The sequence below is a fragment of the Pseudonocardia ailaonensis genome, from assembly GCF_039531635.1.
Taxonomy (GTDB): domain Bacteria; phylum Actinomycetota; class Actinomycetes; order Mycobacteriales; family Pseudonocardiaceae; genus Pseudonocardia; species Pseudonocardia ailaonensis.
In genome coordinates, this window is the sequence record NZ_BAAAQK010000003.1 from 423,845 (window position 1) to 447,779 (window position 23,935).

Below are 23,935 nucleotides of genomic sequence, written 5' to 3' on the forward strand. Positions count from 1 at the left end.
GAGGCCGCCGCTCCCCGTCACCGCGGACGGGCACCCGCGCCCGGACCACCGGCGGGAGACGCGAACACGATCCCCATCCCCGTCGTCGGAGCCCGTGCGTTCGGCCCGGGCGAGCCCCGGCCGCCGATCGACCGGCGGCCTGCCGACGGCTCCGCCCCTTCCGTGGCGGTCGGGCGGCACGCGGCGACCTCGGCCGACGCTCCTGCCGGACCAGCCGCCGAGCAGGGCCCGCGACCGCCGGTCGAGCCCGGGCACGACCTCGCCGGAGCTGCGGCCGGGCTACCCGTCGAGGACGGCGCATCCCCACGACCGGCCTCGGCGACCGGGCACGGCCACGGGCACGGGCCCGCCACCCCGGCCGGCCGCCGCGCCCGGCTCCTGCTGGCCGCCCTGCTCGTCCCCGCCGCCCTCGCGACCCTCGTCGGGCTCGTGCTGTTCTGGCCGCACGGTGCGCTCCCCCACACCAGCCAGCCCGTCCAGCAGCTGGTGGACGCCGAGGTGATCGCCGCCCAGGCCGCGGACTGCACCCCGGGCTCCGGGGACAAGGCGTGCGCCGGCCTGACCCTGCACATGGACGACGGCCCGCTCCCCGGCCGCGATCTCGTGCAGATCGTGCCCGTGGAGCCGTCGACGCCGCGGTTCGCGGTCGGCGACCGCGTGCGGGTGGCGTGGTCCGGGGCGGACCCCGCCGATCCGGGCTCCTACCAGGTGGTGGAGTTCCAGCGCGGCACGCCGCTCGTGTGGCTGGGCATCGCGTTCGCCGCCGCCGTGCTGGTGCTGGGCCGCTGGCGAGGACTCGCGGCCCTGGTCGCGCTCGGGGCGAGCCTCGTCGTCCTGGTGCTGTTCGTGCTGCCGGCGATCCTCGCGGGCTCGAGCCCGGTGTGGGTCGCGGTGGTCGGCGCCTGCCTGATCATGTTCGTGGTGCTGTACCTGACCCACGGTCCGTCGGCCCGCACCTCCACGGCGGTCCTGGGCACCCTCGTGTCCCTCCTGCTGATCGCGCTGCTCAGCACCGTGTTCGGCGCGGCCACCCGGCTCACCGGTCTCGACGACACGACGTCGAGCCTGATCGCGGCGCTCGGCGCCCCCGTCGACGCCCGTGGCCTGCTGCTGGCGGGCATGGTGATCGGCGCGCTCGGGGTGCTCGACGACGTGACGGTCACGCAGACCAGCGCCGTCTGGGAGCTCCGCGCCGCCAATCCGGCGCTCGGCGCCCGGGAGCTGTTCGCGGCGGGCATGCGGATCGGGCGCGACCACGTCTCGTCCGCGGTGAACACGCTCGTCCTCGCCTACGCGGGCGCGGCCCTGCCCCTGATGCTGCTGTTCACGGTGACCGGCCAGGGCCCCGCCGACGTCCTGACCTCGCAGGATGTCGCGACGGAGATCGTCCGGACGCTGGTCGGCAGTATCGGCCTCGTCGCCGCGGTGCCCATCACCACCGCCCTGGCCGCCGTCGTCGCGAGCCGCGAGCGGCCCTGACGCCCTGACGCGCTGCTGTCCTGGTGATCACCCCCGACGCTGGTCATCAGGACCCCAGCGCTCGACGATCGAGCTGTGACAGCACTGCTGCCCTGGTGATCAACGCGAGCCCTGATCATCAGGGCTTCACCGCGAGGAGCGTGGCCTCGCCGTTGCGTTCCTCGTGGGCCAGGATCTCCAGGCTGGCGAATGCCGCCCGCAGCTCGCCGGGGGCGGCGCGGAAGGGGCCCGGTTCGTCGTCGACCTCGGAGAGCACCGTGATCACGAGCAGCCCGCCCGGGGCGAGGGCTGCCGCGAGGGCCGGGTAGAGCACGGGATCGCGGAACCGCTGGCAGACGACCAGGTCGTACGGTCCGTCGACGGGGAGACCGTCGTCCAGGTCGGCCGCCACGAAGCGCACCTCGACCCCCTCGGCGTCCGCGAGGTCGCGGGCCGAGTCGAGGCCGGCCGGGGACACGTCGAGGGCGTCGACCAGGAAGCCCTGCTGGGCGAGCCACACGGCCACCGCACCGCGCCCGCAGGCCACGTCGAGCGCCCGACCGCCGGCGGGCAGGGAGCTGCGGTCAGCCCTGGGCGTGACGGCCTGGTCGGCGTCGGGCACGCCGCCGCGGTCGACACCCGACAGGTCGACACCGGGCACGCCGCCGCGGTCGGCACCCGGCAGGTCAGCGCCGGGGAGGAGATCAAGCCGGCCGCGGAGACCGTCCGGCGGCATCGGCACCCCCGCCCCGACCGCCGAGTGCCGGGCGTCCCATCGCTCCCGATCGGCCTCGCTCACCCCGGTCCCTCCGTGAGCGAACGGCCCGCTCGCTCACTAGGTGTGAACGAGAGCGCCGCTCGCTCATCGAAGGGGCGCGGGCCCGCCGCCGAGGGCGAGCAGCACGAGAGCGCCGGCCGCTCAGCCGGCAAGCTCGGCCACCAGCTCCCCGACCACCGCGTCGAGGGCGATCTCCCGCTGGTCGCCGGACTGCAGGTCCTTCACCCCGATCGTGCCCGCCTCGAGGTCCCGCTCCCCCAGGACCAGTGCGTACCGCGCGCCGGAGCGGTCCGCGGACTTCATGGCGCCCTTCAGGCCGCGGCCCCCGTAGGACAGGTCAACGCGGACACCGGCCTTGCGGAGCGCCGCGGCGATCACGACGAGGCGACGCTTGGCCGCCTCCCCCAGCGGCACCCCGAACACCTCGGCGCGGGCCGTCGACCAGGGCTGCACGCCCTCGGCCGCGCAGGCCAGCAGCGTGCGGTCCACCCCGATGCCGAAGCCGACGCCCGAGAGGGCCTGGCCACCGAGCGTCTCCATCAGGCCGTCGTAGCGGCCGCCGCCGCCGATCCCGGACTGGGCGCCCAGGCCGTCGTGCACGAACTCGAAGGTCGTCTTGGTGTAGTAGTCCAGCCCGCGCACCATCCGCGGATTGACGGTGTAGGCCACGCCGAGGTCGTCGAGGTGCTGGAGGACAGCGGCGTGGTGCGCCGCGGACGTCTCCGACAGGTGGTCGAGCAGCAGCGGCGCGCCCTCCATCTGCTTCCGCACGTCGGGCCGCTTGTCGTCGAGCACCCGCAGCGGGTTGATCTCCGCGCGGGTCCGCGTCGCGGGATCCAGGTCCAGGCCCGCCAGGAACTCCTGCAGGAGCGCGCGGTAGGCCGGGCGGCACTCCGCGTCTCCCAGCGACGTCAGCTCCAGGCGGTAGCCGGTCAGCCCGAGCGCCTTGAAGCCCTCGTCCGCGACCGCGATGACCTCGGCGTCGAGCGCCGGATCGTCCACGCCGATGGCCTCGACGCCCACCTGCTGCAGCTGCCGGTACCGGCCCGCCTGCGGGCGCTCGTAGCGGAAGAACGGGCCCGCGTAGCGGAGCTTGACCGGCAGGCCGGCGCGGTCCAGGTTGTGCTCGATCACGGCCCGGACGACCCCGGCGGTGCCCTCGGGCCGCAACGTCACCGACCGCTCACCGCGGTCCGCGAACGTGTACATCTCCTTGGAGACGACGTCCGTGGACTCCCCGACGCCCCGCGCGTACAGCCCGGTGTCCTCGAAGATCGGCAGCTCGATGTAGCCGTAGCCGGCCCGGTCCGCGGCCGTGGACAGCGTGTCCCGGACGTGCGTGAACCCGGGCTCGTAGTACTCGGGGATCCCCTTCGGCGCGGCGAAGGCGGTGATCTTCTCGCTCACGGTCGTCACAGCCCCGGCCCCGTGTTCCGCAGGAACGGGTTCGACGCCCGCTCCCGCCCGATCGTCGTGGTCGGGCCGTGGCCCGGCAGCACCACGCCCGTGTCGGCGCGGCCCATCAACCGCTCCCGGATGCTCTCCAGCAGCTGCTCGTGCGAGCCGCCGGGCAGGTCCGTCCGCCCGATCGAGCCCGCGAACAGCGTGTCCCCCGCGAGGATCACCTCGGTCCCGTCCTCCGTCGTCGTCGTGAACACCACCGAGCCGCGAGTGTGGCCCGGTGTGTGGTCGACCCGCAGCCGCAGTCCGGCGAGGTCGAGATCGGCCTTGTCGTCGAGCGTGCGCACCTCGGCGGGCTCGCGCAGCTCCAGCCGGCCGCCGAAGAAGGCCGCGGACTCCCGCGAGATGCCCTTCATCGGGTCGGCGAGCATCTCGCGGTCCTCCGGATGGATCCACGCCGGGATGTCGTTGCCGTCGCACACCGGCTGCACGCTGAAGGTGTGGTCGAAGTGGCCGTGGGTCAGCAGGACCGCCACCGGGGAGAGCCGGTGCTCGGCGAGCAGGGCCTCCAGGGGTTCGGTCGCGTCCTGCCCGGGGTCGACCACCACGCAGGCCTCCCCGGCGGCGGGGGCCACGACGTAGCAGTTGGTCTGGAACGCTCCTGCAGGGAAGCCGGCGACGAGCACCCGGCCACCCTAGTTGACCTGCACACGCCACTCTCAGGAACGGTCGATACCCTCCGGCGCGATCACCGCGAGCGGGAGGACGACCGACAACAGTGGCCACGAACGAGATGCGCCGGGAAGCGGCCAAGAGGAAGCTGGCCAGCCAGCAGAAGCGGCGGGCCGAGCAGGCGCGCAAGCGCAAGCGCACCGCCACGATCGCGTCCGCGGGTGCGGTCGTCGTGGTGGTCGTGGCTGTGGTGCTGCTCACGACGGCCCCGTGGAAGTCGAGCGGGACGGCGGACGCCGCGGCCCCACCGACCGGCGTGGCCGCCGACGGCACGGTCTCGTGCCAGTACCCCGCCGACACCACCGGCCAGGCGGCGAAGCCCAACAACACGCCGCCCACCAGCGGGATCAGCGCGCAGGGCACGGTCGCCGTCTCCGTGACCACGTCGGCCGGCGCGATCGGTCTCACCCTCGACCGCGCCCAGGCCCCCTGCACCGTCAACAGCTTCGTGTCGCTGGCGGGCCAGGGCTACTTCGACAACACCCCCTGCCACCGCCTGACGACGGGTGAGGGCCTCAAGGTGCTGCAGTGCGGCGACCCGACGGGCCAGGGCACGGGCGGCCCCGGGTACACGATCGCGGACGAGGCCCCGAAGAACCTCGCCCCGGGAGGCTCGTCGGGCACCGTGATCTACCCGCGCGGCACCGTCGCGATGGCCAAGACCTCGGCCCCGAACTCGGGCGGCAGCCAGTTCTTCCTGGTCTACGCGGACTCGACGCTCCCGCCGGACTACACCGTGTTCGGCACCGTCGACGCGGCCGGCCTCGCCACCCTGGACAAGGTCGCCGCCGGCGGCACCGACGACTCCAACGGCACGGGCGACGGCAAGCCGAAGACGGCCGTCACCATCCAGAGCGCGAAGGTCGCGGCGTGAGCCTCCGAAGCAGGGCGTGAGCTGCCGGGTCACCGGGGCGGGCGTTCCTAGCCCGCGCTGGTGACCCGGTACACGTCGTACACGCCCTCCACGTTCCGCACCGCGTGCAGGACGTGGCCGAGGTGCTTCGGGTCCCCCATCTCGAACGAGAAGCGGGAGACGGCCACCCGGTCCCGTGAGGTCGTGACCGAGGCGGAGAGGATGTTGACCTTCTCGTCCGCCAGCACCTTGGTGACGTCCGAGAGCAGCCGGTGCCGGTCGAGGGCCTCGACCTGGATCGCCACCAGGAACACCGACGCCGGCGAGACCGACCAGGCCACGTCGACGAGGCGCTCGCTGCGGGCCTTGAGGTCCTCGGCGTTCGTGCAGTCCGTGCGGTGCACCGAGACCGCGCCACCGCGCGTCACGAAGCCCAGGATCTCGTCCCCGGGGACGGGCGTGCAGCAGCGGGCGAGCTTGCAGTAGACGTCGCCCATCACCTTGCCGTCCTCGCCCTGCAGGACGACGCCGGCGTCCCCGGTGGGGCGCCGGACCCGCACCGTGGACGGGGTGGCCCGCTCGGCGAGCTCCTCCTCGGCGTCCTCGATGCCGCCCAGCAGCGCCAGGAGCCGCTGGACGACGTGGCGGGCGCTGGCCTGGCCCTCGCCGATCGCCGCGTACAGCGCGGAGATCTCGGCGTAGTGCAGCTCGCGGGAGACGGCGGCCATCGAGTCCGCGGACACCAGGCGCTGCAGCGGCATGCCCGTGCGCCGGGCCTCCCGCGTGATCGCCTCCTTGCCCTCCTCGATGGCCTCCTCGCGGCGCTCCTTCGCGAACCACTGCTTGATCTTGTTCTTGGCCCGCGGCGACTGGACGAAGGCCAGCCAGTCCCGCGACGGCCCGGCGCCCTCGGCCTTCGAGGTGAAGATCTCGACGACGTCCCCGGACTCGAGCGTGCGCTCCAGCGCGACCAGGCGGCCGTTGACCCGGGAACCGATGCAGCGGTTGCCGACCTCGGTGTGCACCGCGTACGCGAAGTCCACGGGGGTCGAGCCGACCGGCAGGGTCTGCACGTCCCCCTTGGGCGTGAAGACGAACAGCTCCTTGGTCGCGAGGTCGTAGCGCAGCGACTCCAGGAAGTCCCCGGGGTCCGCGGCCTCGCGCTGCCAGTCGAGCAGCTGCCGCATCCAGGACATCTCGTCGACCTCGACGGTCCCCCCGGCCGAACCCTGCCCGTTCTGGCCCCGCGTCTCCTTGTACCGCCAGTGGGCCGCGATGCCGTACTCGGCGGTGCGGTGCATCTCCTGCGTGCGGATCTGCACCTCGAGGGGCTTGCCGTCCGGCCCGATCACCGTGGTGTGCAGCGACTGGTACACGCCGAAGCGCGGCTGCGCGATGTAGTCCTTGAACCGGCCGGGCATGGGCTGCCACAGCGCGTGCACGATGCCCATGGCGGCGTAGCAGTCCCGCACCTCGTCGACCAGCACCCGCACGCCGACGAGATCGTGGATGTCGTCGAACTCGCGCCCCTTGACGATCATCTTGCGGTAGATCGAGTAGTAGTGCTTCGGTCGGCCCTCGACGCGCCCCTGCACCCGCGCGGACTCCAGCTGGCGGGTGATCTCGTCGATGACCTGCTTGAGGTAGGTGTCCCGGGACGGCGCGCGGGTGGCGACGAGGCGGACGATCTCCTCGTACTTCTTCGGGTGCAGGATCGCGAAGGACAGGTCCTCCAGCTCCCACTTCACCGTGGCCATGCCCAGGCGGTGCGCCAGCGGCGCCATCACCTCGAGGGTCTCGCGGGCCTTCTTCGCCTGCTTCTCGGGCGGCAGGAAGCGCATGGTGCGCATGTTGTGCAGCCGGTCCGACAGCTTGATCACCAGGACCCGGGGGTCCCGGGCCATGGCGACGACCATCTTGCGGATCGTCTCGGCCTCGGCCGCGGTGCCGAACTCGACCTTGTCCAGCTTCGTCACGCCGTCGACCAGGTGCGCCACCTCGTCGCCGAAGTCGGTCCGCAGCCGCTCGAGCGAGTAGTCCGTGTCCTCGACGGTGTCGTGCAGCAGGGCCGCGACCAGCGTCGTCGTGTCCATGCCGAGCTCGGCGAGGATGGTGGAGACGGCCAGGGGGTGCGTGATGTACGGGTCCCCGGACTTGCGCTTCTGCCCGGCGTGCTTGTCCTCGGCCACGTCGTAGGCGCGCTGCAGCAGCACCAGGTCGGCCTTGGGGTGCAGGCGGCGGTGCACGGTCGCCAGCGGCTCGAGGACCGGTTTGACGATCGCGACGCGCTGGGGCGTCATCCGCCGCGCGATCCGGGCCCGGACGCGCCGGGTGGCCGACGGGCGGGCGGGGTCGTGCGCGGCCGGTTCCGGGGTGCGCGGCCGTACCGGCGGCTGTTCGGCCTGCTCAGCGGGTGCGGGGCGGGCCTCGCTCGCCGTGGACGCCTCGTGTCGGACGTCGGTCACGGGCCCGCCGCCTCCATCGTGAATGTCCACCCACGGGAGGATAACCCTCGCCGCGGGCGGGACGGTCAGTACGTCAGCAGGCTGTGCACGGCGATGTCACCCAGCCGGGCGCGGCCGCCGAGCGCCGCCAGCTCGATGACGGTGCCGAACCCGACGATCTCCGCCCCCACCTCGGTGAGCAGCGCGCACGCCGCCTGCGCGGTCCCGCCGGTCGCCAGCACGTCGTCGACCACGAAGACCCGGCTGCCCGGCTCCACGGTGCCCGCCGGCAGCTCGAGCGTGGCCGTGCCGTACTCGAGGTCGTAGGTCCGCGAGGCGGCCACCGCCGGCAGCTTGCCCGCCTTCCGGATCGGGACGACCCCGGTGCCGGCGACGAGCGCGACCGCGGCCCCGATCAGGAACCCGCGCGCCTCGACGCCCGCCACGACGTCCGCGTTGCCCGCGCGAGCGGCCAGCTCGGTGGTCAGGGAGGCGAACGCCTCGGCGTCCGCGAGCGCGGGCGTCAGGTCCCGGAACAGCACTCCGGGCTCCGGGTAGTCCGGCACCGCGCGCACGAGGTCCCGGACCCGCTCCAGCTCGTACGCGGTGTCGTCGTCGTGAGCGTCGTCGCTGATCGCGGCGCTCACCGGCGCTTCTTCCCGCTGGGCCGGCCCGTCCTGCCCTGGGCGGCCTTGCCCTGGGGTCTCCCGGGCCGCGCCCGCTGCGGGGTGCTGGCCGCCGCGGCCAGCGCCCGCTCCTTGCGCAGCTCCCGGGCCACCGCCTCGTCGTCCGCCATGTCGAGGTCGATCTCCTCGGTCGGCGAGTCCGCGCCCTGGGCCACGGCCGAGCGCGCCCGGCGGGCCGCGACCCGCTCGGCGTGCTTGCGGTACTTCGGGTCCCGCATCTTCAGGTCGACCAGGATCGGCGTCGCGAGCAGCAGCGACGACAGCGACCCGGCGATGATGCCGACGAGCTGGACGAGCGCCAGGTCCGCCAGCGTGCCGACGCCGAGCAGCCCGACGCCGACGACCATCAGCCCGATGACGGGCAGCACCGCGATCAGCGAGGTGTTGATCGAGCGCATCAGCGTCTGGTTGACGGCGAGGTTCGCCACCTCGGGGTACGTGCGCCGGGTCAGGTTGAGGATCCCCCGGGCGTTCTCCTTGACCTTGTCGAACACGACGACGGTGTCGTAGAGCGAGAAGCCCAGGATCGTGAGCAGGCCGATGACGGTGGACGGGGTGACCTCGAAGCCGATGAGCGAGTAGATGCCCGCCGTGACCACGACGTCGTGCACCAGCGCGACCAGGGCCGCGACGGCCATCGAGCGTTCGAAGTAGAGCGCCAGGAAGATCGTGACCAGCACGAGGAACACGGCGAGCGCGATCAGCGCCTGCCGGGTGATCTCGCCGCCCCAGGTGCCGCTGACGGCGCTGTCGCTGATCACCGCCTCGGACGGCTTGCCCTGCCCGTCGAGCGGCTGGAGCTGGGCGAACAGGGCGTCCTTGAGCGACGCGAGCTGGGTCGCGTCGAGGGCCTCCGACCGGATCAGGATCGTGGCCGAGTTCCCCGAGCCCGCCGACTGCACCGAGGCCGGGTCCATGTTCAGGGTGCTCTTGTAGACGTCCTCGGCCTGCTGGCTGGTGATCGTCCCCTTGGCGCCCGCCGCCGGCATCTGCAGCTGCGAGCCGCCGGTGAAGTCGATGCCGAGGTTGAAGCCGCGGATGGCGATGGACAGGACGCTGACCAGGACGAGCAGGCCGAACGCGATGTACCAGGTCTTGCGGCGGCCGACGACGTCGAACGCGCCGGTCCCCGAGTAGAGCCGGGTGAAGACGCTGCGCTTGTCCTTCCGGGGCTTCTCGGTCCTCGCGGGGGCGCTCATTCGCCCGCTCCCTTGCTCGTGCCGGAGGCGGAGGCGGAGCTCGCGGAGCCGACCGTCGAACCCTTCTCGGCCGGTTGCCGTCGTCGTTGGGTCCCGATCCTCGCCACGGCCCCCAGGCCGGAGAAGGCCGGGCTGCCGAACACCCTGGAGTTCGACGCGAGCGCGACCAGCGGGTGCGTCACCAGGAACACGACGACGAGGTCGAGGACCGTGGACATGCCGAGGGTGAACGCGAAGCCCTTCACCTGGCCGACGGCGAGGATGTAGAGCACCGCGGCGGCCAGGAAGCTGACCGCGTCCGCGGTGAGGATCGTGCGCCGCGCGCGGACCCACGCCCGCGGCACGGCCGAGCGGAACGACCGGCCCTCGCGGACCTCGTCCTTGAGTCTCTCGAAGAAGATGACGAACGAGTCCGCCGTGATGCCGATGGCCACGATGAACCCGGCGACGCCGGCGAGGTCGAGGGTGAACCCGATCCAGCGCCCGAGCAGCACCAGCACCGCGTAGACGACGGCGCCGGACAGCACCAGCGACAGGATCGTGAGGATGCCCAGGATCCGGTAGTAGAACAGGCAGTAGACGAACACCAGCACCAGGCCGATGGCACCGGCGATCAGGCCCGCCTCGAGCGAGGCGAGGCCCAGGGTCGCCGAGACCGTCTGCGCGTCCGAGGACTCGAAGGACAGCGGCAGCGAGCCGTACCGCAGGATGCTGGCCAGGTTCTGCGCCGACTCCTGGTTGAAGTTGCCCGAGACCTGGGTGGCGCCGTAGAGCGCGCCCTGGATCGTCGGGGCGGACACGACCTCCCCGTCCAGCACGAACGCGGCCTGCTGGCCGACGTGCGCGGCGGTGTAGGTGCCCCAGGTCGCGGCGCCGCCCGACTTGAAGGTCAGGTTCACCACGAACCCGACGCCCTGCGGGTTCTGCTGGGCCTGGGCGCTGTCGATCTCGGTGCCGTTGAGCGGTGTGACGCCCTGCGGGAGCGTCCCGTCCTCGTTGTAGCCGACGACCGGCAGCAGGATGTACTTGGCGGCCTTCGTCTGGTCGCACGCCACCAGGGGCAGCGCCGGGTCGTCGTTGCCCTGCAACGGGTCCGGTGCGGTGCAGTCGAGCGCGACCAGCGCCTGCTGGAGGGTGGTCGGGTCCTGGCTCTGCCGGGTCGCCTTCGCCTGCGCGATGGCGGCGGCCTTGGCCGGGTCGACCGAGCCGTTCCCCGCGGCCGGTGGGGCCGGGGTCGGCGTGGGCGCCTGGGCCGGGAGCGCCGTGCTGTAGGAGACCGGCTGGACGGCCCGTTCGACGGTCCCGTCCCCCAGGCCCTGCGGCTGGCTCGCCCCGCTCGGCGGGGTGCTCGCCGGAGCGGGAGCCGTGCTGGGCGCCGGAGCGGTGGAACCCCCCGCGGCCGGCTGACCGGCGGGGCTCGCGTTGATCACCATCGGGTTGCCGCTGCCGTCGGTCGCCACCGGGCGGATGCGCAGCTGCGCGGTCTGCCCGAGCGACCGCGCCTGCTCGCCGCCGTCACCGGGCACCGTGATGGTGATGTTGTTGCCGTCGAGCACGACCTCGGCCCCGCTGACACCGAGCCCGTTCACGCGCTGCTCGATGATCTGCTGGGCCTGCACCAGCTGGTCCCTCGGGGGGACCGCGCCGTCCGGGGTGCGCGCCGTGAGCGTCACCCGGGTCCCACCCTGGAGGTCGATCCCCAGCTTCGGCGCGAAGGACCGGTCCCCTGTGAACGCCACGAGGGCGTAGAGGACGACCACGATGCCGGCGAACCCTGCCAGGTACCGCCAGGGGCGGATACGCCCCGGGGTCGTTGCCACGTGTGTTGACTCCTACTGCCGAACTGCCGTCACCGGCCTGCGCCGCCCGCGACAGCCGACCGGCGCCGCAGGACCGTCGGCGATGCTACCGAGCGCCCCCCGGCACCCGTTGACCCCGTCGGTCCTGGCGTGTAGTGCGCCTACTTCTTGTCGTCGGCGGTGGTGCCGGTGCCGGACTCGGTGGTGGTCCCGGAGGCGGGCTCCACCACGGCGTCCTGGGCGGAACCGGTGGCCGCGGAGCTGCCGTTGGTGGCCGTCCCGTTGGTGCTGCCGTTGGTGCTCCCGTTGGCGCTGCCGTTCGTGCTCGGCAGGGCCGAGGGGGACGCGTCGTCGGCGTGCTCGTCGGTGTGGTCCTCGGCGAGCACGGCGTCGTCCGTGGCGACCTTCTCGCGCACGGCCGCCCGCAGCCAGGTGGTCACCACGCCGTCAGCGATCTCGAGGTCGATGGTGTCCTCGTACGAGACGTCCGTGATCGTGCCGCGCAGGCCGGAGGTCGTCGTGACGACGTCCCCGACCGACAGCGCGTTCTGCATCTGCTGCTGCTCGGCCACCTGGCGCTTCTGCTTCCGCCCCGACAGGAAGATCGGGATGAAGAGCAGCAGGATGAGGATCGGGAACAGCAGGGTCATGTCCATGATGTCGCGTTTCTCCGTATCTCCGGGCACGTCGGAGGGCCGAGTGTGCCATTCGGGCCCGATACCCGGTCGGTCGACCCGGCTTCGTGACGCCCCCGTGACGTGCGGTTTCTCCGCGAGCCCGCCCCTAGAAGAGCGGCGGCGCCCCGCCGCCGGACTCCTCGGGCGGGCGCAGGCCGAGATGGCTCCAGGCCGCAGGCGTGGCGACACGACCGCGCGGCGTCCGGGCCAGCATCCCCGCCCGCACCAGGTAGGGCTCGCAGACCTCCTCGACGGTACCCGGTTCCTCGCCCACCGCGACAGCCAACGTCGACACGCCGACCGGGCCTCCCCCGAAGGTCTGCACCAGGGCACGCAGCACCGCGCGGTCGAGGCGGTCCAGGCCGAGCTCGTCCACGTCGTAGACCTCGAGCGCGTCCCGGGCCACCGCGCGGGTCACCGCACCGTCCGCCCGGACCTCCGCGAAGTCCCGCACCCGGCGCAGCAGCCGGTTCGCGATCCGGGGCGTGCCGCGCGAGCGGCCGGCGATCTCCTCGGCCCCGTCGGGGTGCAGGTCGACGCCCAGGATGAGGGCCGCCCGGGTCAGGACCCGCTCCAGCTCGTGCGGCTCGTAGAACTCCATGTGCCCGGTGAACCCGAAGCGGTCGCGCAGCGGCCCGGTGAGCGAGCCGGCCCGCGTGGTGGCCCCGACCAGCGTGAACGGCGCGATGTCCAGCGGGATCGACGTGGCCCCCGGCCCCTTGCCGACGACGACGTCGACCCGGAAGTCCTCCATCGCCAGGTACAGCATCTCCTCGGCCGGGCGGGCGATGCGGTGGATCTCGTCGATGAACAGGACGTCGCCCGGGAGCAGGTTCGACAGCATCGCTGCCAGGTCGCCCGCGCGTTCGAGCGCCGGACCGCTGGTCAGCCGGATCGCGGCCCCCATCTCGGCCGCGACGATCATGCTCAGGCTGGTCTTGCCGAGCCCGGGCGGCCCGGAGAGCAGGATGTGGTCGGGCGGGTCGCCGCGCCGGCGCGCGCCCTCGAGCACCAGCTCGAGCTGCTCCCGCACCCGGGCCTGCCCCACGAACTCCGACAGCCGCCGCGGCCGCAGGGAGTTCTCGACGTCGAGATCCTCCGGCACCACCTCGGCGGTGACCCCCCGAACCTCGTCCTCACCCATTGCGCCACCCCGCGCTGCCGGGTGCGGCGCTCCCAGGCACCGCGCTCCCAGGCACCGCGCTCCCGGGCGCCGCCCTCACCGCGCCCGGCGCCGAGATGAACGTCAGGGCGGTTCGATCATGGTCGGAATCGCCCTGAGGTTCATCTCGGCGCCGGGTGGCGACGCGTGCGGCCCCGCACCGGGCGGCGAGAGTCACCGGCTGCGGCCGAGGCTCGACAGGGCACTGCGCAGCAGGCCCGACGGCTCGGCGGCGGGGTCCTGGGCGAGCACGGAGTCGACGGCCTGCTCGGCCGGTTTCTGCGTGAACCCCAGCCCGACCAGCGCCTCGACCACCTGGTCGCGCCGGGCGTTGCCCGAGATCGCGGTGGGCGCCCCGGCGGCGGCCGGGAGCGTGGCCGGGCCGACCAGTACCTTGTCCCGCAGCTCCACGACCAGCCGCTCCGCGCTCTTCTTGCCGACGCCCGGGATCCGCATCAACGTCGTCAGGTCCCCGTCGTGCAGGGCGCGGCGCAGGACGTCCGGCTCCAGCACCGCGATGGTGGCCAGCGCGAGCCGCGGCCCGATCCCGCTCACGGTCTGGAGCAGCAGGAACAGCTCCCGCTCGTCCGCGTCGGCGAACCCGAAGAGAGTCAGCGACTCCTCGCGCACGATGAGCGTGGTGGACAGCCGGGCCTCGTTCCCGCGCCGCAGCCCGGCGAGGGTGTTCGGGGTGCAGAACACCGCGAACCCGACCCCCCCGACCTCGACGACGGCATGGTCCAGCCCGATCTCCAGCACGGGCCCCCGAACCGACGAGATCACGACTCCCCCTCACATCCCTACGAACACAAGTTCGACCCGAAGGCTACCGGCCACCCGCCCGTCGCCCCCGCCACCCCCGACGGCGTGTCCGCCTCCCCACCCCCCGCGAGTCGGCACTTTCGGTAGGCCGAAACACACATCTGCGACGCGTCCGGCGTACTCCGGAGACGTCGTGAACGTGGGTTTCATGCTCCCGAAAGTGCCGACTCGCAGGGGTTGAGGGAGGGCGTGGCGGAGGTCAGGGGCGGCGGGTGGCGTCGGCGGCGCGGTAGGCGCGCATCGCGGCGCTCTCGGGCTCGCCCCGGGCCTCGCGTTCCTTGCGCGCCGCGGCGAGGCGGGCCTTGTGCGCCTTCGCGATCTCCGCGGCCCGCTTCTCCGCCTCGGCCATGCGCGACATCATCGGGGCCCGCCAGCAGTGACAGATCGCCAGGGCGAGCGCGTCCGCGGCGTCGGCGGGCTTCGGGGCCTCGGCCAGGCCGAGGACGCGCGTCACCATCGTCGTGACCTGGGCCTTGTCCGCCCGGCCGGCACCGGTGACGGCCGCCTTGACCTCGCTCGGCGTGTGGAACGCGACCGGGAGCCCGGCCCGGGCCGCCACCAGCGCGACCACCCCGCTGGCCTGAGCGGTCCCCATCACCGTGCGCACGTTGTGCTGGGCGAACACGCGCTCGATCGCCACGACGTCCGGGCGGTGCCGGGCGATCCAGCGCTCCACCTCGTCCGCGACGACCAGCAGCCGCCGGTCCACGGGCAGGTCGACGTCGCTGCGCACCACGCCGACGTCGACGCACGAGACCTGCCGCCCGCCCGTCCCGTCGACTACACCGAGGCCGCACCGGGTCAGGCCCGGGTCGACACCGAGCACCCGCACGCGCACTCCCCTCGTCGCGGGGGACGCTACCCGCGGAGCGCATCGGACCCCGGGTCGGCGCGCCGCCCGATCCGGGCGCTTGACAGGCAACCTCTGGGTTGCCTATAAAAGGCAACCATGGAGTTGCCGATCGGGGACGCGGACGTCTTCCGGGCGCTCGCCGACCCGCACCGGCGCGCGCTGCTCGACCGGCTCCACGAGCGCAGCGGCCAGACCCTGCGCGAGCTGACCGACGGTTCGGGCCTCACCCGGCAGGCGCTCACCAAGCACCTCGCCGTGCTGGAGGCCGCCGGCCTGGTCACCACCCTGCGCCGGGGCCGGGAAAAGCTCCACCACCTCGACGCCGGCCCGATCGACCGCCTGACCGACCGCTGGATCGGCCGCTTCGCCCGCCCCCGGGTCCGCGCGCTGACCGAGCTCACGACCGCGTTGGAGGACGCCGTGACCGCCGAGTTCGTGTACACCACCTACGTCCGGACCACCCCCGAGAAGCTCTGGGACGCCCTGACCGACCCGGACTTCACCCGCCGCTACTGGGGCGTCGCGTTCACCACGGACTGGACCGTGGGAGCACCGATGACCTGGGAGGAGAACGGGCGGGCCGTCTCCGATCCGGAGCAGGTCGTGCTGGAGGCCGACCGTCCGCGACGGCTCGCCTACACCTGGCACACCTTCTCCGACGAGTGGGCGAAGGCGGCGGGAGTCGACGACGAGACCGTGGCGGAGCTGGTCGACGAGCCGCGCTCGCGGGTGTCGTTCGACATCTCGCCGGAGGGGGACGCGATCAAGCTGACCGTGGTGCACTCCGCCGACCGGCAGGACAGCACGGTGGTGGGGATGGTGTCCCAGGGCTGGCCACGGATCCTCGCGGACCTGAAGACCCTGCTGGAGACCGGCGACCTCTGACGGACCGCGACGGGCATGACCCCGGGACCAGGGCATCATCGTGCTCGTGGTCCCGGTCGAGATCGTCGAGCTCGTCGCGTCCCCGGTGCACGCTTCGAGGGGCGGCCGGGCGACGGCCCGCGGCCCGATCCGCAGGACCCCCGGCGGGGTTCCATCACGCTGCGCGCGGAGCTCGGGGTCGTCGGCGACCGGTACTACGCCCACCCCGCGCACCGCGGTGCCCCGGTGACCGTGATCGCCGCCGAGTCCCTCGACGCGGTGGCCGCCGAGCTCGGTGCCGGACCGCTGGACCCGGCACTCACCAGGCGGACGATCGTGCTCCGCGGGGCCGAGGTGGACACCCTGGTCGGCAGCGAGTTCACGCTCGACAGCGGCGACGGTCCGGTCCGGTTCCGCGCCACCCGCGCCGCGAACCCGTGCCGCTGGATGGACGTGGTGCTCGCCCCGGGCGCCTTCCGCGCCCTGCGGCGCCGAGGCGGGATCCGCTGCACACCACTGACCGACGGGGTCCTGCGCCGCGGCCCCGTCACCTTCACCGTGGACCGCGCCGCCGAGACCGCGTGATCACTGACCTGGTCCGTCAGCGCGGGGCCACGCCGATTCGTCCGAGGACGACCGCCCCCGTCGCGACCCGACACGGCGCCGATGACGCCGAGCCGCGTCACCCCGGGGCGAGCTCCCTCGCCGGACCGACCGGGGCAGGTCCGACCGGGGCACGCCGAGGTGGTCTCCCCATCATGATCACCGATTCGGCGACATCGGCGCCGGATACGGCCGCGATGAGTCCGAAACGGTGATCATGCGGGGCCGAGGGTCCGGGCCGGACCGGCGAGCCAGGTCGTGACGTCGCGGCGGCTGCGCAGGCGCACGACCGGGAGCTCCGGACGCTGCACCCTCATCTGCCCGACCCGGACCGCGGTCTTGCCGTGGGTGGTCCAGGCCCAGCGCACGATGTGCTCCGGATCGGTGAAGATCGTGTGGAAGGCCTGCTCGACGTTGCCGTTCCACAGCTCCTCGCGCCTGAGCCGACGGCGCACGGTGCGCGGGACGACCTGCGTCATCACCCGCCAGCGCGGCAGGTCGAGCCAGACCAGCAGCTCGGCGCGGGGACCGACGTGCGGGCGGGCGCGGCCGTAGCCGAACTCCGTGATCCACGCGTCGGTCCCCGCGATCGCCTTCACGTCGGCCTCGAACTCGGGCCGCTGGGTCCAGTTCGGGCCGTGGTACAACGCGTCGAGCCCGACGTACCGGATCCCCGTGAGCGCCGACAGCGCCTGCCCGAGGGTGGTCTTCCCCGCCCCGGAGGCCCCGGCGAGCAGGATCCGCCGAGGCGTGCAGGGCAGTGAGTCCGCGGGCCCGAGCAGCCCGGCGCCGGCGACGGTCACCGCGCCATCCTGCCTGCACACCCGTCCCTGATCACCCCGTTTTCGACGCCCAGGTCCTCGTGATCACGCCCAGTGGTGATCATCAGGGCTCGGGTGCCGATATTTCATGATCCTCCGACGATCACGCCCGGATGATCACCCGGGCGGGCCGGCGAGCGGCCCCGCATGACCGCCAGGTCCTGATGATCACCACGGCGAGCCGGTGGCCGACCCCGCGGGACCGCAGATTCTTCATGATCGTCCGACGGTGGGGTCCTGATGATCACCCGGAGGGAGCGCGGGTGGGGTTAGTGCGCCGCCTGGTCCCAGCTCCGGCCGTAGCCCACCGACACCTCGAGCGGCACCGAGAGGTCCTCGGCCGCCGCCATCTCGCGCCGCACCAGGGTCTCCACCTGCGGGCGCTCCCCCTCCGCCACCTCGAGCACCAGCTCGTCGTGGACCTGGAGCAGGACCCGGCTGCGGAGGCCCTCCTTCGCCAGCGCCCGGTGCACCCCCAGCATCGCGACCTTGATGATGTCCGCCGCGCTGCCCTGGATCGGGGCGTTGAGCGCCATCCGCTCGGCCATCTCGCGGCGCTGGCGGTTGTCGCTGGTGAGGTCCGGCAGGTAGCGGCGCCGGCCCAGCATGGTGGCGGTGTAGCCGTCCTTGCGGGCGACGTCGACGATCGAGCGCAGGTAGTCCCGCACCCCGCCGAAGGTCTCGAAGTAGCCGTCCATCAGCCCGCGCGCCTCCTCCGTGGAGATGCGCAGCTGCCCGGACAGCCCGAACGCCGACAGCCCGTAGGCCAGGCCGTAGTTCATCGCCTTGATCTTGGCGCGCTGCTCGGGCGTGACCTCGGACGCGTCGACGCCGAAGACCTTCGACGCGGTCTCCGAGTGGAAGTCGCGAGCAGAGTTGAACGCCTCGATGAGCGCCGCGTCCTCCGAGAGGTGCGCCATGATCCGCATCTCGATCTGCGAGTAGTCCGCGGTCATGAGCTCGGCGTAGCCCGCGCCGACCACGAACGTCTCGCGGATCCGGCGCCCGGCCGCCGTGCGGATGGGCACGTTCTGCAGGTTCGGGTCGGTGGACGACAGCCGCCCGGTGGCCGCGATCGTCTGCGAGTACGTGGTGTGGATCCGGCCGTCCGCGGCGATGGACTTGAGCAGCCCGTCGACCGTGACCTTGAGCCGGGTGGCGTCCCGGTGCTGCAGCAGGTGCAGCAGGAACGGGTGCTCGGTCTGCTCGAACAGGCTCTGCAGCGCATCCGCGTCCGTGGTGTAGCCGGTCTTGGTGCGCTTGGTCTTCGGCATGGACAGCTCGTCGAACAGCACGACCTGCAGCTGCTTGGGCGAGCCGAGGTTGATCTCCTTGCCGATCACCCCGTAGGCGGCCTCCGCGGCGTCCCGCACCTGGGTGGCGAACTCCTCCTCCAGGCGCGAGAGGTGTGCCTGGTCGACCGCGATGCCGGCGGCCTCCAGGTCCGCCAGCACGAACGCCAGCGGCTGCTCCAGCTCGAGGAGGAGCCGGGTCTGCTCCTTCTCGGCGAGCTCGGCGCCCAGCGCGTCGGCCAGCTCGGCGACCGCCGACGCGGACACCATCTCGCCGTCCGCGAGCTGCTTGTCCGCCTCCTCCTCACCGCTCGGAGCGTCGGCGGAGAGCACATCGGCGGCGCCGAGCAGCGAGAGCTGCCCGTCGCCCTCGGTGCCCTCGATCGCGAGCTCGCGGCGCAGGTAGCGCAGCGCGAGATCCGCGAGGTCGAACGAGCGCTGGCCCGGCCGGGCGAGGTAGGCCGCGAGCGCGGTGTCGCTGGTCAGCCCCTCGAGCGTCCAGCCGCGGCCGCGCAGCGCGTGCAGCACGGCCTTCACGTCGTGCGACGCCTTGGGCACCGCCGGATCGGCCAGCCACGCCCCGAGGGCCTTCTCGTCCTCCGGCAGCAGCGTCCGGACGTCGACGTACCCGGCCACCGGCACGCCCGGCTCGGCCCCGGCGGCCCGGTCCTCCAGCGACGGCTCCCCGGTCGCGAACGCGATGCCCGTGAAGTCCCGCTCGGTGATCCCGCCGGTGACGCCCGAGAACGCGACGCCGACCCGGCGCCCGTCATGGGCGTGCCGCTCCAGCCAGGCCCCGAGCGCCCCCGGCTCGATCACACTGCCCTGCAGGTCGAAGCCCGACTCGGCCTCCGGTTCGACGCTCTGCAGCGTGGCGAACAGGCGCTCGCGCAGCACCCGGAACTCCAGCTCGTCGAACAGCCGGTGCACGGCGTCCCGGTCCCAGGCCCGCACCTCCAGCTCGGCGGGCACGGTGTCGAGCGGGACGTCCCGCACCAGCTCGGTGAGCTGCCGGTTCATCAGGACGCCGGCCAGGTGGGCGCGCAGCGCGTCCCCCGCCTTGCCCTTCACCTCGTCGACCCGGTCGGTCAGCTCGCCGAGCGAGCCGAACTCGCGGACCCACTTCGCCGCCGTCTTCTCCCCGACGCCGGGGATGTTCGGCAGGTTGTCGCTGGGGTCCCCGCGCAGGGCCGCGAAGTCCGGGTACTGGGTGGGGGTGAGGCCGTAGCGCTTATCGACCTCCGCCGGGTCGATCCGCGCGAGGTCGGAGACCCCACGCTTCGGGTACAGCACCGTGACCTGGCCGGTGACCAGCTGGAACGCGTCCCGGTCCCCGGTGGTGATCAGGACGTCGTACCCCTCGGCCTCGGCCGCCGTGGCGAGCGTGGCGATGATGTCGTCCGCCTCGAAGCCGTCGACCGCGAAGACCGGGATGTTCAGCGCGCCCAGGACCTCCTTGATCAGGTCCACCTGGCCGCGGAAGTCGTCCGGCGTGGTCGTGCGGTTCGCCTTGTACTCCGCGTACCGCTCCGACCGGAACGTCTTGCGGGAGACGTCGAACGCCACGGCGAGGTGCGTCGGCTGCTCGTCCCGCAGCTGGTTGATCAGCATGGACGTGAAGCCGTAGACCGCGTTCGTGGTCTGCCCCGTGCCGGTGCGGAAGTTCTCCGCGGGCAGGGCGAAGAAGGCCCGGTAGGCCAACGAGTGCCCGTCGAGGAGCAGCAGTCGCTTGGTGTCGGTCTTCGCAGGCGCACTCACGGGGCGGAGTCTAGGACCGACCCCCGACAGTTTTCGGCCGGGCGACCCTCCGCGCCCCGGAGGGGGATGCGGTAGGGCCGCCCGGACGTCAGGCCGGGACCGAACTGCGGATCAGGTGGTCGAAAGCGCTCAGCGCCGCCTTCGCCCCGTCCCCCGCCGCGGCCACGATCTGCTTGTACGGCACGGTCGTGCAGTCCCCGGCGGCGAACACGCCCTCGAGGCTGGTCCGGCCGTGGGCGTCGATCTCGATCTCCCCGTGCGGGGTGAGGGCGACGGCGCCGCGGACCCAGTCCGTGTTCGGCAGCAACCCGATCTGCACGAACACGCCCTCGACCGGCACCTCGTGGGACAAGCCGTCGGCCCGCGAGGTGTACCGCAGCCCGGTGACCTTCCGCCCGTCCCCCACGATTTCCGTGGTCTGCGCGGAGAGGACCACGGTGACGTTCGGCAGGCTGTGCAGCTTGCGGACCAGCACCTCGTCCGCCTGCAGCGCGGGGCCGAACTCCAGCAGCGTGACGTGCGCGGTGATCCCCGCGAGGTCGATCGCCGCCTCGACACCGGAGTTCCCGCCGCCGACGACCGCGGTGGCCTTCCCCTTGAACAGGGGACCGTCGCAGTGCGGGCAGTAGGTCACGCCCTGGTTCCGGTACTCCTCCTCGCCGGGTACGCCGAGGTTGCGCCAGCGAGCACCGGACGCCACGACGACCGTCCGCGCCCGCAGCACAGCCCCGTTCTCGAACCCGACCTCGAGCCGGCCGTCCTCCCGCGTCAGGGACACGGCCCGCTGCCGCGGCATGAGGTCGACCTCGTAGGCCCGGATGTGCTGCTCGAGCGCGGCACCGAGGTGCGTGCCCTCGGTGCGGGGCACGGACGGGAAGTTCTCGATCCCGGCCGTGTCGAGCACCTGGCCGCCGAGGCGGTCCGCGACGAGCCCGGTGCGGATCCCCTTGCGCGCGGCGTAGATCGCCGCGGTGGCGCCGGCAGGCCCGCCCCCGACCACGAGGACGTCGAAGGCATCGCGCGCCGCCATCGCCTCGGCGTCACGGTCGGACGAGCCGGCGTCCAGTTTCCCGACGATCTCCGCCAGCTCCATCCGCCCCTGTCCGAACGGCTCGCCGTTCAGGAACACCGCCGGCACGCTCAGGATCCCGTGGGAAGAGACCTCCGCGGGGAACGCCCCACCCTCGATCGCCGTGTGGGTGATCCCCGGGTTCAGCGCGCTCATCAGGTTCAGCGCCTGCACCACATCGGGACAGTTCTGGCAGGTCAGGGAGAAGTACGTCTCGAAGTGCAGCGGGCCGGACAGCCCGCGGACCTGCTCCAGGAGCGCCGCGTCCTCCTTCGCCGGGTGCCCGCCCACGTGCAGCAGCGCGAGCACCAGCGAGGTGAACTCGTGGCCCATCGGGACGCCGGCGAACCGCACGCCGGAGTCCTCGCCCGGGGTGGTGACCAGGAACGACGGCACGCGCGGGTCGGGCGACTCGCGCACCGTCACCTTCGGGCTGGCCGCCGCGACGTCCGCGAGCAGCTCCCGGGTCCGGGCCGACGCCGGCGACGAGTCCAGGGACGCGACGAGCTCGACCGGCTTCACGAGCCGCTCCAGGTACGCCGCGAGCTGGGCCTTCAGGGTCGCGTCGAGCATCAGATCTTGCCGACGAGGTCCAGCGACGGCGTGAGGGTCTCGGCCCCCTCCTCCCACTTCGCCGGGCAGACCTCGTTCGGGTGCGCGGTGATGTACTGCGCGGCGCGGACCTTGCGCAGCAGCTCGGTGGCGTCCCGGCCGATGCCGTTGTCGTGCACCTCGACCGTGCGGATCAGGCCCTGCGGGTCGATGACGAAGGTGCCGCGCAGCGCCTGCCCCGCGTCCTCGATGAGGACCTCGAAGTCCCGCGAGAGCTGGTGGGTCAGGTCCGCGAGCAGCGCGTACTGCACCTTGCCGACGGCCGCGGAGGTCTCGTGCCAGGCCTTGTGCGCGAAGTGGCTGTCGGTCGACACGCCGTAGACGTCCACGCCGAGGGCCTGGAACTCCGCGTGGTGGTCCGCCAGGTCCTCGAGCTCGGTCGGGCAGACGAACGTGAAGTCGCCCGGGTAGAAGACCAGCACGCTCCACCGGCCCTTGAGGTCCTCGTCGGTGACGGTGCGGAACGCGCCCTGCTGGAAGGCGTTGACGGAGAACGGCTTGATCGTCGAGTTGATCAGCGACACGGCTGTGGCCTGCTTTCGGCACGGAGGAGAGGGGGAGCGCCGCCGTTGGCGTGTTCTGGAAGCGTTCCAGATAACGCCGTTGCCCGTAAAGCTCGTGCCGTGCGGTGATGATCACAGAAGAAAGGACCCGCCGGACGAGCCGGCGGGTCCCTCCTGCGGAACGAGGGTCAGGCGTTGACCTCGTCGAGCACCTCGTCGGACACGTCGAAGTTCGAGTAGACGTTCTGGACCTCGTCGGAGTCCTCGAGCGCCTCGATCAGCTTGAAGACCTTGCGGGCGCCCTCGGCGTCGAGCTCGATCTGCATGGACGGGAGGAACGTCGGGTCCGCCGAGTCGTAGTCGATCCCGGCCTCCTGCAGCGCGGTGCGCACCGCGATGAGGTCCGTGGCCTCCGAGACGACCTCGAAGCTCTCACCGAGGTCGTTGACCTCCTCGGCGCCGGCCTCCAGCACCGCCAGCAGGACGTCGTCCTCCGAGAGACCCTCCTTGGGCAGCACCACGACGCCCTTGCGCGTGAACAGGTACGAGACGGAGCCCGGGTCGGCCATCTGCCCGCCGTTGCGGGTCATCGCCGTGCGCACCTCGGTGGCCGCGCGGTTGCGGTTGTCCGACAGACACTCGATGAGCAGCGCGACGCCGTTCGGGCCGTAGCCCTCGTACGTGATCGTCTCGTAGTTGGCGCCGCCACCGTCCGCACCGGAGCCGCGCTTGACCGCGCGGTCGATGTTGTCGTTGGGCACCGAGCTCTTCTTGGCCTTCTGGATGGCGTCGTAGAGCGTGGGGTTGCCGTCCGGGTCGCCGCCGCCCGTCCGGGCCGCGACCTCGATGTTCTTGATGAGCTTGGCGAACATCTTGCCGCGCCGGGCGTCGATGACGGCCTTCTTGTGCTTGGTCGTCGCCCATTTGGAGTGGCCACTCATCGGCTGCCCCGTCCCTCCGTGCTCGCGCGTGGCACCCGGACGCTTCCCCACCGGGCGCGCAGGGGCCGACGGGCCACCTGCCAGATCCCGTCGAGTCTACCGACGGCCACCCGTCGGCCGCGCGAGCGGTGCTTATCACGCTGCGCACCGGATTCGTTACGCATTGCGCGGGTATCTCACCGGCATCGGTGAAACGGGGCCCTCGGCGTTCACATCCGGGCCGGTCACGGCGATAAGCCCCCCAGAGACACACGAGGGGGTGCGGGACATGGGCAGGCACAGCGCGACACAGCAGCGGCGGACCCTGACCCGGTTCGGGTTCGCGGCGGCGGGGGCCGCCGTGCTCGCCACCGGCGGTACGGCGGTCGTGGGCGCCACCGCCCCGGCCGCGGACGCCGCGCCCCTCCGCGTGACCGTCACCGGCCCGGTCGAGCAGCTCTACACCTGCGACCTCCAGTCCCCGCCGGAGTTCGGCGACCCCGCCCACCCGGACGAGATCACCAACCGGGCCTGCGGCTACACCGACGACCAGGGCCGCGCCCGCTCGTACGACCCGTGGATCGACGGCCAGCTCAGGGCCGCCGGTCACTGACCCCACCGCGGCGGCG

General features: G+C 72.7%; 21 protein-coding genes. 5 read left to right on the forward strand and 16 right to left on the reverse strand.

Features of this window, described 5'->3' with window-relative positions; genetic code table 11:
• Window positions 1-162 precede the first annotated feature (162 nt).
• The gene (locus tag ABD324_RS04750) at window positions 163-1,479 is read left to right on the forward strand and encodes a YibE/F family protein (protein ID WP_344412711.1); all 1,317 of its coding nucleotides are present in this window, start codon (window positions 163-165) and stop codon (window positions 1,477-1,479) included.
• 118 nt (window positions 1,480-1,597) lie between these two features.
• Here ABD324_RS04750 and ABD324_RS04755 read toward each other — a convergent pair whose 3' ends face one another.
• The 3 genes from ABD324_RS04755 to ABD324_RS04765 all read right to left on the reverse strand — a co-directional run bounded on the left by ABD324_RS04755 (window position 1,598) and on the right by ABD324_RS04765 (window position 4,323).
• Entirely contained in the window at window positions 1,598-2,257 is a 660-nt protein-coding gene (locus ABD324_RS04755) for a class I SAM-dependent methyltransferase (protein ID WP_344412713.1), read from the reverse strand.
• Between the two features lie 120 nt (window positions 2,258-2,377).
• Window positions 2,378-3,631, reverse strand: a complete 1,254-nt coding sequence (gene hisS, locus ABD324_RS04760) for a histidine--tRNA ligase (protein ID WP_344413427.1) — start codon at window positions 3,629-3,631, stop codon at window positions 2,378-2,380.
• A 17-nt stretch (window positions 3,632-3,648) separates the two neighbouring features.
• Window positions 3,649-4,323: an MBL fold metallo-hydrolase gene (locus ABD324_RS04765; protein WP_344412715.1), complete on the reverse strand. Its 675-nt coding sequence runs from the start codon at window positions 4,321-4,323 to the stop codon at window positions 3,649-3,651.
• 92 nt (window positions 4,324-4,415) lie between these two features.
• Between ABD324_RS04765 and ABD324_RS04770 the strand changes: the two genes are divergently transcribed.
• Window positions 4,416-5,243, forward strand: coding sequence for a peptidylprolyl isomerase (locus tag ABD324_RS04770; protein WP_344412717.1), 828 nt, complete (start codon window positions 4,416-4,418; stop codon window positions 5,241-5,243).
• A 47-nt stretch (window positions 5,244-5,290) separates the two neighbouring features.
• On the opposite strand, the gene ABD324_RS04775 is transcribed toward ABD324_RS04770, so the two are convergent.
• The 8 genes from ABD324_RS04775 to ruvC form a co-directional block, all read right to left on the reverse strand.
• Window positions 5,291-7,687, reverse strand: a complete 2,397-nt coding sequence (locus ABD324_RS04775; RefSeq protein ID WP_344412719.1) for a RelA/SpoT family protein — start codon at window positions 7,685-7,687, stop codon at window positions 5,291-5,293.
• 65 nt (window positions 7,688-7,752) lie between these two features.
• The gene (locus tag ABD324_RS04780) at window positions 7,753-8,313 is read right to left on the reverse strand and encodes an adenine phosphoribosyltransferase (RefSeq protein ID WP_425565728.1); all 561 of its coding nucleotides are present in this window, start codon (window positions 8,311-8,313) and stop codon (window positions 7,753-7,755) included.
• Window positions 8,310-9,551, reverse strand: a complete 1,242-nt coding sequence (gene secF, locus ABD324_RS04785) for a protein translocase subunit SecF (RefSeq protein ID WP_344412721.1) — start codon at window positions 9,549-9,551, stop codon at window positions 8,310-8,312. The genes ABD324_RS04780 and secF overlap by 4 nt, the downstream gene beginning before the upstream one ends.
• A complete protein-coding gene (gene secD / locus ABD324_RS04790; protein WP_344412723.1) occupies window positions 9,548-11,371 on the reverse strand; it encodes a protein translocase subunit SecD in 1,824 nt (607 codons plus the stop codon). Before secD ends, secF begins: the two co-directional genes overlap by 4 nt.
• Window positions 11,372-11,511: 140 nt before the next feature.
• Complete coding sequence (gene yajC / locus ABD324_RS04795; protein WP_344412725.1) at window positions 11,512-12,000, reverse strand: preprotein translocase subunit YajC; 489 nt, start codon at window positions 11,998-12,000, stop codon at window positions 11,512-11,514.
• A gap of 133 nt (window positions 12,001-12,133) precedes the next feature.
• Window positions 12,134-13,171, reverse strand: coding sequence for a Holliday junction branch migration DNA helicase RuvB (gene ruvB, locus ABD324_RS04800; protein WP_344412727.1), 1,038 nt, complete (start codon window positions 13,169-13,171; stop codon window positions 12,134-12,136).
• 192 nt (window positions 13,172-13,363) lie between these two features.
• Complete coding sequence (ruvA, locus tag ABD324_RS04805; RefSeq protein ID WP_344412729.1) at window positions 13,364-13,972, reverse strand: Holliday junction branch migration protein RuvA; 609 nt, start codon at window positions 13,970-13,972, stop codon at window positions 13,364-13,366.
• Window positions 13,973-14,210: 238 nt separating this feature from the next.
• Entirely contained in the window at window positions 14,211-14,843 is a 633-nt protein-coding gene (ruvC, locus tag ABD324_RS04810; protein ID WP_344412731.1) for a crossover junction endodeoxyribonuclease RuvC, read from the reverse strand.
• A 117-nt stretch (window positions 14,844-14,960) separates the two neighbouring features.
• Between ruvC and ABD324_RS04815 the strand changes: the two genes are divergently transcribed.
• The gene (locus ABD324_RS04815) at window positions 14,961-15,749 is read left to right on the forward strand and encodes an ArsR/SmtB family transcription factor (protein WP_344412733.1); all 789 of its coding nucleotides are present in this window, start codon (window positions 14,961-14,963) and stop codon (window positions 15,747-15,749) included.
• Window positions 15,750-15,974: 225 nt separating this feature from the next.
• Complete coding sequence (locus tag ABD324_RS04820) at window positions 15,975-16,313, forward strand: MOSC domain-containing protein (RefSeq protein ID WP_344412735.1); 339 nt, start codon at window positions 15,975-15,977, stop codon at window positions 16,311-16,313.
• 233 nt (window positions 16,314-16,546) lie between these two features.
• Here ABD324_RS04820 and ABD324_RS04825 read toward each other — a convergent pair whose 3' ends face one another.
• The 5 genes from ABD324_RS04825 to ABD324_RS04845 all read right to left on the reverse strand — a co-directional run bounded on the left by ABD324_RS04825 (window position 16,547) and on the right by ABD324_RS04845 (window position 23,327).
• The gene (locus ABD324_RS04825; protein WP_344412737.1) at window positions 16,547-17,134 is read right to left on the reverse strand and encodes a P-loop NTPase family protein; all 588 of its coding nucleotides are present in this window, start codon (window positions 17,132-17,134) and stop codon (window positions 16,547-16,549) included.
• Between the two features lie 287 nt (window positions 17,135-17,421).
• Window positions 17,422-20,202, reverse strand: coding sequence for a DNA polymerase I (gene polA / locus ABD324_RS04830; protein ID WP_344412739.1), 2,781 nt, complete (start codon window positions 20,200-20,202; stop codon window positions 17,422-17,424).
• An 88-nt stretch (window positions 20,203-20,290) separates the two neighbouring features.
• Entirely contained in the window at window positions 20,291-21,844 is a 1,554-nt protein-coding gene (gene ahpF / locus ABD324_RS04835; protein WP_344412741.1) for an alkyl hydroperoxide reductase subunit F, read from the reverse strand.
• Window positions 21,844-22,407, reverse strand: coding sequence for an alkyl hydroperoxide reductase subunit C (ahpC, locus tag ABD324_RS04840; protein ID WP_344412743.1), 564 nt, complete (start codon window positions 22,405-22,407; stop codon window positions 21,844-21,846). Before ahpC ends, ahpF begins: the two co-directional genes overlap by 1 nt.
• A gap of 167 nt (window positions 22,408-22,574) precedes the next feature.
• Window positions 22,575-23,327 carry a YebC/PmpR family DNA-binding transcriptional regulator gene (locus ABD324_RS04845; protein ID WP_344412745.1) on the reverse strand — a complete coding sequence of 251 codons (753 nt, stop codon included), beginning with the start codon at window positions 23,325-23,327 and terminating at the stop codon, window positions 22,575-22,577.
• A 268-nt stretch (window positions 23,328-23,595) separates the two neighbouring features.
• Between ABD324_RS04845 and ABD324_RS04850 the strand changes: the two genes are divergently transcribed.
• Window positions 23,596-23,919: a hypothetical protein gene (locus ABD324_RS04850; RefSeq protein WP_344412747.1), complete on the forward strand. Its 324-nt coding sequence runs from the start codon at window positions 23,596-23,598 to the stop codon at window positions 23,917-23,919.
• The last annotated feature ends 16 nt before the right edge of the window (window positions 23,920-23,935 follow it).

Excerpts from the sequence above, each read along its gene's own strand:
- ABD324_RS04850 (WP_344412747.1), top strand. The coding sequence starts at position 23,596 with ATGGGCAGGCACAGCGCGACACAGCAGCGGCGGACCCTGACCCGGTTC.
- secF (WP_344412721.1), bottom strand. The coding sequence starts at position 9,551 with ATGAGCGCCCCCGCGAGGACCGAGAAGCCCCGGAAGGACAAGCGCAGC.
- ruvB (WP_344412727.1), bottom strand. The coding sequence starts at position 13,171 with ATGGGTGAGGACGAGGTTCGGGGGGTCACCGCCGAGGTGGTGCCGGAG.
- yajC (WP_344412725.1), bottom strand. The coding sequence starts at position 12,000 with ATGACCCTGCTGTTCCCGATCCTCATCCTGCTGCTCTTCATCCCGATC.
- ahpF (WP_344412741.1), bottom strand. The coding sequence starts at position 21,844 with ATGCTCGACGCGACCCTGAAGGCCCAGCTCGCGGCGTACCTGGAGCGG.
- ABD324_RS04815 (WP_344412733.1), top strand. The coding sequence starts at position 14,961 with ATGGAGTTGCCGATCGGGGACGCGGACGTCTTCCGGGCGCTCGCCGAC.
- ABD324_RS04845 (WP_344412745.1), bottom strand. The coding sequence starts at position 23,327 with ATGAGTGGCCACTCCAAATGGGCGACGACCAAGCACAAGAAGGCCGTC.